Genomic DNA, 8796 nt, shown 5'->3' with positions numbered 1-8796 from the left:
GTCGTCCGGATCAGACATCACGACGTGTTCGTGATCGAAACGCCGGGAGGAGGCGGGCACGGGCTGTAGGATGGGTGGAGCGCGAGAGGACTCGCGCAAAAACCCAATCGCCCAGCGCGCGAAACCCATGCTGCCGCAATCGATTGTTTTCCGGCCGGTGCGGGGCATAGTTTGCTCACGGCCGCATGGGGAATCTGCTCAAGGCTTCATGCACTGTCTGCACACGGCCGCATGGGTTACGCGCGTTCAGTGTCGGGGTTCTTGCTTAAGGACTCTCGCGCTTCACCCATCCTACGGCTCGTCCGGGTCTGACATCACGTCCAGCGCGATCTCGGCCTTGTTCTTGCGGTCGTAGACGCGCAGCGTGACGTCGTCGCGGATCTCGAAGATTGCCGTGGCCAGGGTGTTCTCGTCGTCGGGATCGTCCGGCGAGGTGCGCAGGATGGGCAGGTCGCCCTCGGTGTCGTGCAGGGCGGCCAGCAGGTCCGCGCTGCCGGTCCCGGCCGACCAGCCGTCCACGATTCTCTCGATGCGGTTTTGCCGCGCCCGCGACGAATCGGTCACGATCTGCGCCAGCCCGCGGGTCTCGGCGTGCACCATGTGGTTGGCGTGCCCGTAGCGGGTGCCGGTTTCGAGGATGGAGATGGCACCCGGCGCGGTCTCGACGCTGAAGAGCCGGGGATCGCCCGCGGCCCCCAGCAGGTGATGGAAACCTCCCGAATGCGGCAGGTCGCGCAGCTGCGCGATGGCTTCGTCCAGCGTGGCGCAGTCCAGGCCCGCGCGCGCCAGGAACATGCGCGGCACGCCGGGGTGCCGCTGGCGCGTGCGCAGATTGTTGATGGTCTGGACCAGGCCGGCGCGGTTCGCGCCGAACGTGTGCCCGGGCAGCGAGCCGGGGTAATAGAAGCTGAGATAGCCGGGCGCATCCTCCAGCGCCACGTCGACCAGGTGGCAGCGCCCGCGCAGGTAAGGATCGCCGTCTTCGTTGTGGGCGATCCAGCGCGCGCCGTCCGGCGTCTTCAGGGCGACCGAGGTGCACCCCTCGGCCGAGCTGTGCAGCAGGTCCCCGCGGCAGTTCCACAGCAGCACGTCTTCGAGCGGCAGGCGCAGGCCTTCGGCCAGGCCCTCCAGTTCTTCCCAGATGGCGGGCAACGCGGCGCGCGCCTGCTGCGCGAGCTCGCCCACGAAGGGGTGGCCGCGCCATGGCCGCAAGGCTTCCCAGGCGCCGCTTTGCTCCAGGTAGGCGGACATGATGGGGCGGGCCAGCTTGCCCAGCGCCAGGCCCGTCTGACGGCGGTTTCCGGCGATGCGTACGTACTTGTAAGCCATGGGGTTTCTCCGGGTGTCTCGCGGATTGTAATTTTTCTAAGCGCTGCCGGGTGGGGACGGATGCGTTAAGATCGCCAGTAAGTTGCTCCGGTGACCCGGCGTAGCCCAGGAATCATGCCCTATGACAAACCCGGGGTGCCGATGCTCCCCATGAGGAGAGTTTCATGATCAAACGCAAAGTCGCCGCCGCGCTGGTCGGCCTGTCCGTGGCCATGTTCGGCGCTGCCTCCGGCGCCCATGCCCAGGGCAAGGAGTTGGTGGTCGCCACCGATACCGCTTTCGTTCCGTTCGAGTTCAAGCAGGGCAACACCTACACGGGCTTCGACGTCGATCTCTGGGCGGCCATCGCCAAGGAACTCAACCTCAAGTACAAGCTGCAGCCGATGGACTTCGCCGGCATCATCCCCGGCCTGCAGACCAAGAACATCGACGTGGCGCTGGCCGGCATCACGATCCGCGACGACCGCAAGAAGGTCATCGACTTCTCCGATCCCTATTACGAAAGCGGCCTGGCCATCCTGGTGGGCGAGAAGAACACCGACATCAAGGACGCCAAGTCCCTGTCCGGCAAGACGGTCGCGGTCAAGACCGGCACCGCCACGGTGGACTTCCTGAAGGCCCAGGTGCCGGACGCCAAGCTCAAGCTCTTCCCGAACATCGACAACGCCTACCTGGAACTGGCCACGGGCCGGGTGGACGCCGCCGTGCACGACACCCCCAACGTGCAGTACTACGCCAACACCGCCGGCAAGGGCCGCGTGAAGGTCGTGGGATCGGTCAAGAGCGGCGATTTCTACGGCATCGCCTTCCCCAAGGGCAGCGATCTGGTGCCCCAGGTGAACAAGGCGCTCGCCACGCTGAAGTCCAACGGCCAGTACGACGCCATCTACACGAAGTGGTTCGGCCAGAAACCCTGACCACGGGGCCCGCATCGTTTCCTGGGCGCCCGCGGACCGCGGGCGCCGGCCGTAGCCGGCCGCGAGGCCGGATCGTGGGGGGAATATCGTGGAGTTCGACTGGAATGTAATCAGGGACGCGTTACCCAATCTGCTTGAGGGGACGCTGATGACCATCAAGATCACTTTCTGGGGCCTGGTCGGCGGCTTCCTGCTGGGATCGTTATCGGGCGTGACGCGCGCCTACGGCCATCCCATCCTGTCGGGGATCGCGCAGGTCTACGTCGCGGTCATCCGCGGCACGCCGATAGTCGTGCAGGTGATGTTCATCTACTTCTCCTTGCCCTTGCTGGCAAACATCCGGGTGGATGCAGAATGGGCCGCCATCGCCACGCTCATCATCAATTCGGGCGCCTACATTTCCGAGATCGTGCGCGGCGCGCTGCTGTCGGTGCACAAGGGCCTGAAGGAAGCCGGGCAGGCCATGGGGCTGCCGTTCCACAAGATCCTGTTCCACATCATCGGGCCGGTGGCGTTCCGACGCATGATTCCTCCGCTGGGCAACCAGTGCATCATCAGCCTCAAGGATTCCTCGCTCTTCATCGTGATCGGCGTGGCGGAACTGACCCGGCAGGGCCAGGAAATCATGGCGAGCAATTTCCGCGCGGTCGAGATCTGGTCGGCGGTGGCCGTGGTCTACCTGATCCTGACCGGCCTCATGGCGATGGGGCTGCACCTGGTGGAAAGAAGGATGCGCATATTATGAGCATGGTTGAATTTCACAACGTCACCAAGCGATTCGGCGAATCCACCGTGCTCGACGGGATTTCGCTGAACATCGACGCGGGCGAGGTCGTGGTGGTGGTCGGGCCGTCCGGCTCCGGCAAGTCCACCTTCCTGCGCTGCATCAACGTGCTCGAAACCATCAACGGCGGCGACCTGCTGGTCGACGGCCTGAGCGTAAAGGGCGGGGCGGCCCAGGTGCGCGAGATCCGGCGCGAGGCCGGCATGGTGTTCCAGCAATTCAACCTGTTCCCGCAGATGACGGCGCTGGAAAACGTCATGTTCGGCCCGGTCCATACGCGCGGCCAGGGCCGCGCCGAAGCGCGCGCGCTGGCCGAGAGCCTGCTGGCCAAGGTGGGCCTGGCCGAGCGCATGAACCACTATCCGTCCGAGTTGTCCGGGGGCCAGCAGCAGCGCGTCGCCATTGCCCGGGCGCTGGCGATCAAGCCCAAGCTCATGCTGTTCGACGAGCCCACCTCGGCGCTGGATCCGGAACTGCGGCACGAAGTGCTGAAGGTCATGCGCGATCTGGCCGAGGAGGGCATGACCATGGTGGTCGTGACGCACGAGATGGAGTTCGCGCGCAAGGTGGGAAGCCGCCTGATCTTCATCGACGCGGGCAAGATCGCGCATGACGGCCCGCCGGGCGAGCTGCTGGGCAACCCGCCCAGCCAGCGCCTGAAGGATTTCCTCCAGCACGTGGCGTGAAGCGGGCGCGGCCCGGCGGGCAGGCCCGCCGGCTCGTCAGCCCTTGACCCGGACGATCTTCTGCACCTGGGGCACGTGGCGGATGGCGCGGATGACCTGCGCCAGGTGCTTGCGGCTGTCTACCTGGATGGTCAGGTGCAGCGACACCGTGGAGACCGCGTCGTCGTGCATCGTGACGTGCATGATGTTGGCGTCCGCGGCCGTGACTTCCGCGGCCAGCCGCCCCAGCACGCCGCGCTCGTTGCGCGTGACGATGTCCAGGCGGGTGGCCAAGTGCTTGGCGGTGTGGGCGTCCCAGGCCACGTTGATCCAGCGTTCCGGCTCGCGCAGGCGCTGGCGCATGGCGACCGGGCAATCGGCCGTATGCACCACCAGCCCGTGGCCCATGCGCATGCCGGCGATGATGGGGTCGCCCGGCAAGGGGCCGCAGCAAGGCGCGAGCTGCACGGCCTGTCCTTCGTTGCCCTGGATCAGGATGGGGGCGCTGCGCGCCGAGGTCAGTTCGTCCACGGCCGCGGCCGTGGTGGCGACCAGCTGGTGCTCGGGGGCGAAGCGGCGGGCCACGACGGCCGCCAGGCGCTTGCCCAGCCCGATATCGGCCAGGATTTCTTCGCGCGAGCTGGCGCCGGTGCTGCGCGCCAGTTTCTGCCAGGCCGGATCGTCGGTGGCGGGCAGGGGCATGTGCAGTTCCTGCATGGCCTGGGCCAGCAGGCGCTCGCCGAAGGCCACCGATTCCTCGTACTTGACCGTGCGCAGGTAGTGGCGGATCTCGGAGCGGGCGCGGCCCGTGCGCACATAGTTGAGCCACTGCGCGTTGGGACGGGACGCGGGGGAGGTGACGATTTCCACCGTGTCCCCGCTGTTGAGTTCGGTGCGCAGCGGCACGAACTCGCCGTTGACCTTGGCCGCCACCGCCTGGTTGCCGATGTCGGTGTGGATCGCGTAGGCGAAGTCCACCGGCGTGGCGCCGCGGGGCAGCGAGATGATCTTGCCGCGCGGCGTGAACACGTAGACCGCGTCGGGGAAGAGGTCGACCTTGACGTGCTCCAGGAACTCGCCGGAATCGCCGGTCTGGCTCTGGATGTCCAGCAGCGATTGCAGCCACTGGTGCGTGCGCTTCTGCAGGTCGTTCAGCGTGAGGTCCGCGCCCTTGTAGAGCCAGTGCGAGGCCACGCCTTCTTCCGCCACGTGATGCATGTCGCGCGTGCGGAACTGGAATTCCACCGGCGTGCCGTAGGGGCCCACCAGGGTGGTGTGCAGGGACTGGTAGCCGTTCACCTTGGGAATGGCGATGTAGTCCTTGAACTTGCCGGGAACCGGCCGGTACAGCTGATGCAGCGTGCCCAGGGCCAGATAGCATTCCGGCAGCGTGTGCACGATGACGCGAAAGCCGTAGATGTCGAGCACGTCGGAGAACGACTTCTTCTGGTCGACCATCTTGCGATAAATGCCGAACAGCGTCTTCTCGCGGCCGGTGACCTCGGCCTCGATGCCGGCGGCCGGCAGCGCGGCGCGCACCGAATCGGCGATCTTGGTGATGACTTCGCGGCGGTTGCCGCGCGCGGCCAGCACGGCCTTGTACAGCACCTGGTAGCGGTTCGGGTACATGGCCGCGAAGCACAGGTCCTGCAGTTCGCGGAACAGCAGGTTCAGGCCCAGGCGGTGCGCGATGGGCGCGTAGATTTCCAGGGTTTCGCGCGCGATGCGCCGGCGCTTTTCCGGATTGACCGCGTCCAGCGTGCGCATATTGTGCAGGCGGTCGGCCAGCTTGATGAGGATGACGCGCACGTCGCGCGCCATCGCCAGCAGCATCTTGCGGAAGCTCTCGGCCTGTTGCTCGGCCTTGGTGGCGAAGTCCAGGCGATCCAGCTTGGAGAGGCCGTCGACCAGTTCCGCCACTTCGGGGCCGAATTTCTCGGCCAGCTCGTGCTTGGCGATGCCCTGGTCTTCCATGACGTCGTGCAGCAGCGCGGCGGACAGGGCGTTGACGTCGAGTTTCCAGCCGGCGCAGATTTCCGTGACGGCGATGGGATGCGAGATATAGGGCGAGCCGCTGGCGCGGAACTGGCCCAGGTGCGCCTGGTCGGCGAAGCGATAGGCTTCGCGAACGCGTTCTACGTCTTTTTTATCGAGATAGCTGCCGATGATTTCGGTCAGCGGCGCCAGCGAAGCGACCGGAGAGGCGGTCGCCTCCGCCGCTTCCTGAGCGGCGACGGACGGCGGCGCGGGGGGATTTTTGTCTTTCTTGCCGGTGCGGCGCCCGAGGCGGGAGCCGGCACGCAGTGCGGCAAGCAGACCAGATGAAGCGTACTTCAGCCCGGGAAAAGCCATGCTTGCCGCCCCCGGAGATGATCAGGTGGGAACTTTACGCAGCATTTCCACGCCGGTGAGGCCGCCCGCGATTTCGCGCAGGGCAGTGACCGTGGGCTTGTCTTTGCTGTCCAGGCGCGGGGCATGGCCTTGCGCCAGCTCGCGGGCGCGGTAGGTTGCGGCCAGCGTGAGCTTGAAACGATTGGGGATTTGGTTCAGACAGTCTTCGACGGTAATGCGAGCCATTAGGACACCTGGTGCTGATGGAGGATAGGGAGAATGCGTTCGGCTCAGTGCTCGGCCGGGATGCCGAGTTGCGAGAACAACTGGCTGTGGCGGGCGGCCTGAGACGAAAAGCGCAGCCGCGCGGCGCTGACGATTTGAGTCAGTTCCGATAAGGCTACGCTAAATTCTTGATTAATAATAACATATTCGCATTCAGGCGCGTGGGCGATTTCGCCGCCCGCGGCCATCAGCCGGCGGGCGATGACTTGCGGCTCGTCCTGGCCGCGCGCCTTCAGCCGGCTTTCGAGTTCCTCGATGGAGGGCGGCAGCACGAACACGCCGATCGCGCCCGGGAAACGCTGCTTCACCTGGCGCGCGCCTTGCCAGTCGATCTCCAGCAGCACGTCGCGCCCGGCGCGGGTGGCTTCGTCGATGCGGTCGCGGGGCGTGCCGTAGAAATTGCCATGCACCTCGGCCCATTCCAGCAGGTTCTGCCCTTCGCGCAGGAGCTTGAACTCCTCGGTGGAGACGAAGCGGTATTCGCGGCCGTCTTCCTCGCCGGGGCGCGGCGCGCGGGTGGTGCAGGAAATGGAGAGCAGGATGGAGGGGTCTTGCTGCAGCAAGGCCTTGACCAGGCTGGACTTTCCGGCGCCGCTGGGCGCGACGACCATGAAGACGTTTCCGGGATTGGCGTGCATGAATTGTGATCGGGGCGTAATGCTAAGAGTGAGAGGATAGCAAATCGCGCGGCCCGGCAGGGGAAAACCCCGACGGGCCGCGCGGAGCCTGCGGCCCGCTCAGCCGCCGGTCCGGGCCGCGGCCGCGTTCAGCTTGCCGCCCGCGGGCGGTGCGCCGCTGCCCAGCAGGTGCCCGTTGACCTCGACGCCGTAGAGCGAATCGTCGGAATCGTGGTACTTGGCGCGGGTCGCGGCCACCGACTCGGTGTAGCGCGGATCCTGCGGACGTTCATGCGCGTTCATGAAATAGGCCACGTCCCAGGCCTCCTGGTCGCTCAGCATGCCCGCCTGGCTCAGCGGCATGTTGGCCTTGATGAAGCCGGCCGCGTTGCCGATCTGGTGCATGCCCGCGCCCCAGTTGAAGGAGTCCGGGCCCCACAGGGCCGGGAACACCCAGTGCTTGCCATTCTTCTGGCCCTGGCCTTCGGCCCCGTGGCAGACCGCGCAATATTGCGCGTAGACCTCGCTGCCGCGCAGATAGTCGGCCTTGGCCGCGGGCGGGGCCAGCTTGCGGTAGCCCTGGCCCTCCAGCACCACGCCCGTGGGCGCCTTGCTCGCCAGCCAGAACATGTAGGTCTGCAGGGCGGTGAGGGTGGGGTCGTCCGCGGGCGGGGCCTTGCCGTTCATGCTGAACCGGAAGCAGCCCTGCAGGCGTTCGGCCAGCGTATTCACGTGGCCGTTCTTGGCGCGATAGGCGGGATACAGCACGTAGGCGGCCCACATGGGCGCCGAATCGGGGCGCCGGCCGGCGTCCAGGTGGCAACTGGCGCAGGTCAGGTCGTTGCCGACGAACTCGCCGGCCTTTTGAGGCGTGTGCAGGAAAATCTGCTCGCCCTCGCGCACGGTCTTGCCGAAGTCGTTGTCGGGCAGCGAGGCGGCCGAGGGCGGGGTGAAGGCGGGGCGCGGCTCGGCGGCCGACAGCGAGGCGGATGCGGCCAGGCCGACGGCGGCGGCCAGGAGGCGCAGACTGAGGGCGTTCATGGCTTGGCTCCCGCGGAAGCGCCGGTTTGCCCGGCAGGGATGGCGGCCGTGGGCAGGCCGGCATAGTAGGCGGACACGGCGTCGATCTCCTGCTCGGAAAGGCGGGTGGCGACGGCCGGCATCAAGCCCAGCGGGCCAGGCGGGCGCTGGCCCTGGCGCCAGGCGCGCAACTGCCCTGCGATGTAGGCTGCCGGCTGCCCGGCCAGGGCGGGGAAGTTCTCGCCGACGCCGATGCCGCCGGGGCCGTGGCACTGGTTGCAGGCCGGCACGTTCTTGTCCCAGGCGCCGCGGGTGGCGAGCCAGGCGCCCGTGTCGGCGGGCTTGGCAAGCTGCATGGCGGTGGCGGCGAGCCGGTCGGTATCCAGCGGGGAGGGAAGTCCGGCGTAGTAGCGCGCCACGGCCTGGCGCTGGGCGGGATCCAGGGCCTTGGCGGTGGCGGCCATCACGGGGCTGACGCGCGAGCCGTTGGCCATGGCGTTCAGCTGTTCTTCCAGGTAGGCCCCGCCCAGTCCCGCCAATTGCGGGAAGCCGGCGGCGGGGTTGCCCTCGCCGCGCGCGCCGTGACAGGTGATACAGGCGGGCGCGCCGTTCGCGCCTTGGGTGCTGATCTGCTTGCCGTCGGGCGCGCCCTGGGCGGCGGCGGAAGCCGCATACAGCGCGCCGAGGACGAGCGCGCCGGATAGGGACCGTGGGGTCATGGAACCTGCTCCGTAGAAATTATTGGATTTCTGGTAATAAGCTAATTGCCGGAAATTATATAAATACTTGTGACCGATCAACACTAAAGCGAAATTTTTGCTTGCGTGTTTCGCACGGAAAGTGTGTCC

General features: G+C 66.8%; 9 protein-coding genes. 3 read left to right on the top strand and 6 right to left on the bottom strand.

Annotated features, from left to right (window positions below):
* Positions 1-291 precede the first annotated feature (291 nt).
* A complete protein-coding gene (locus ADE01S_RS14075) occupies positions 292-1329 on the bottom strand; it encodes a C45 family autoproteolytic acyltransferase/hydrolase (protein ID WP_062682310.1) in 1038 nt (345 codons plus the stop codon).
* Between the two features lie 164 nt (positions 1330-1493).
* On the opposite strand from ADE01S_RS14075, the gene glnH reads away from it, so the two are divergent.
* From glnH to glnQ, 3 genes are all read left to right on the top strand, one after another.
* The gene (glnH, locus tag ADE01S_RS14070) at positions 1494-2246 is read left to right on the top strand and encodes a glutamine ABC transporter substrate-binding protein GlnH (protein WP_062682309.1); all 753 of its coding nucleotides are present in this window, start codon (positions 1494-1496) and stop codon (positions 2244-2246) included.
* 88 nt (positions 2247-2334) lie between these two features.
* On the top strand, positions 2335-2991 hold the full coding sequence (glnP, locus tag ADE01S_RS14065; RefSeq protein WP_062682308.1) for a glutamine ABC transporter permease GlnP: 657 nt from the start codon (positions 2335-2337) through the stop codon (positions 2989-2991).
* Positions 2988-3716 carry a glutamine ABC transporter ATP-binding protein GlnQ gene (glnQ, locus tag ADE01S_RS14060; protein WP_062682307.1) on the top strand — a complete coding sequence of 243 codons (729 nt, stop codon included), beginning with the start codon at positions 2988-2990 and terminating at the stop codon, positions 3714-3716. Before glnP ends, glnQ begins: the two co-directional genes overlap by 4 nt.
* A 36-nt stretch (positions 3717-3752) precedes the next feature.
* Here glnQ and ADE01S_RS14055 read toward each other — a convergent pair whose 3' ends face one another.
* The 5 genes from ADE01S_RS14055 to ADE01S_RS14035 all read right to left on the bottom strand — a co-directional run bounded on the left by ADE01S_RS14055 (position 3753) and on the right by ADE01S_RS14035 (position 8667).
* A complete protein-coding gene (locus tag ADE01S_RS14055) occupies positions 3753-6047 on the bottom strand; it encodes a RelA/SpoT family protein (protein ID WP_062682306.1) in 2295 nt (764 codons plus the stop codon).
* Positions 6048-6068: 21 nt separating this feature from the next.
* Positions 6069-6272 (bottom strand): DNA-directed RNA polymerase subunit omega, encoded by a 204-nt coding sequence (gene rpoZ / locus ADE01S_RS14050; protein WP_006219679.1) that lies wholly within the window; start codon positions 6270-6272, stop codon positions 6069-6071.
* A gap of 44 nt (positions 6273-6316) precedes the next feature.
* Positions 6317-6949, bottom strand: a complete 633-nt coding sequence (gene gmk / locus ADE01S_RS14045; RefSeq protein ID WP_075873509.1) for a guanylate kinase — start codon at positions 6947-6949, stop codon at positions 6317-6319.
* A gap of 99 nt (positions 6950-7048) precedes the next feature.
* Positions 7049-7969 (bottom strand): c-type cytochrome, encoded by a 921-nt coding sequence (locus ADE01S_RS14040; protein ID WP_062682304.1) that lies wholly within the window; start codon positions 7967-7969, stop codon positions 7049-7051.
* The gene (locus ADE01S_RS14035; protein WP_062682303.1) at positions 7966-8667 is read right to left on the bottom strand and encodes a c-type cytochrome; all 702 of its coding nucleotides are present in this window, start codon (positions 8665-8667) and stop codon (positions 7966-7968) included. Before ADE01S_RS14035 ends, ADE01S_RS14040 begins: the two co-directional genes overlap by 4 nt.
* Between the last annotated feature and the right edge of the window lie 129 nt (positions 8668-8796).

This window comes from Achromobacter denitrificans NBRC 15125, from assembly GCF_001571365.1.
In the GTDB taxonomy this organism is placed as follows: Bacteria; Pseudomonadota; Gammaproteobacteria; order Burkholderiales; family Burkholderiaceae_B; genus Achromobacter; species Achromobacter denitrificans.
Note: the sequence above shows the minus strand (reverse complement) of the source record. Positions and strands in the feature narration are given on the sequence as shown.

What these genes read in the sequence shown, in the direction of transcription:
- ADE01S_RS14075 (WP_062682310.1), bottom strand. Translation starts at nt 1,329, where the DNA reads ATGGCTTACAAGTACGTACGCATCGCCGGAAACCGCCGTCAGACGGGC.
- glnH (WP_062682309.1), top strand. Translation starts at nt 1,494, where the DNA reads ATGATCAAACGCAAAGTCGCCGCCGCGCTGGTCGGCCTGTCCGTGGCC.
- glnQ (WP_062682307.1), top strand. Translation starts at nt 2,988, where the DNA reads ATGAGCATGGTTGAATTTCACAACGTCACCAAGCGATTCGGCGAATCC.
- ADE01S_RS14055 (WP_062682306.1), bottom strand. Translation starts at nt 6,047, where the DNA reads ATGGCTTTTCCCGGGCTGAAGTACGCTTCATCTGGTCTGCTTGCCGCA.
- rpoZ (WP_006219679.1), bottom strand. Translation starts at nt 6,272, where the DNA reads ATGGCTCGCATTACCGTCGAAGACTGTCTGAACCAAATCCCCAATCGT.
- gmk (WP_075873509.1), bottom strand. Translation starts at nt 6,949, where the DNA reads ATGCACGCCAATCCCGGAAACGTCTTCATGGTCGTCGCGCCCAGCGGC.
- ADE01S_RS14040 (WP_062682304.1), bottom strand. Translation starts at nt 7,969, where the DNA reads ATGAACGCCCTCAGTCTGCGCCTCCTGGCCGCCGCCGTCGGCCTGGCC.
- ADE01S_RS14035 (WP_062682303.1), bottom strand. Translation starts at nt 8,667, where the DNA reads ATGACCCCACGGTCCCTATCCGGCGCGCTCGTCCTCGGCGCGCTGTAT.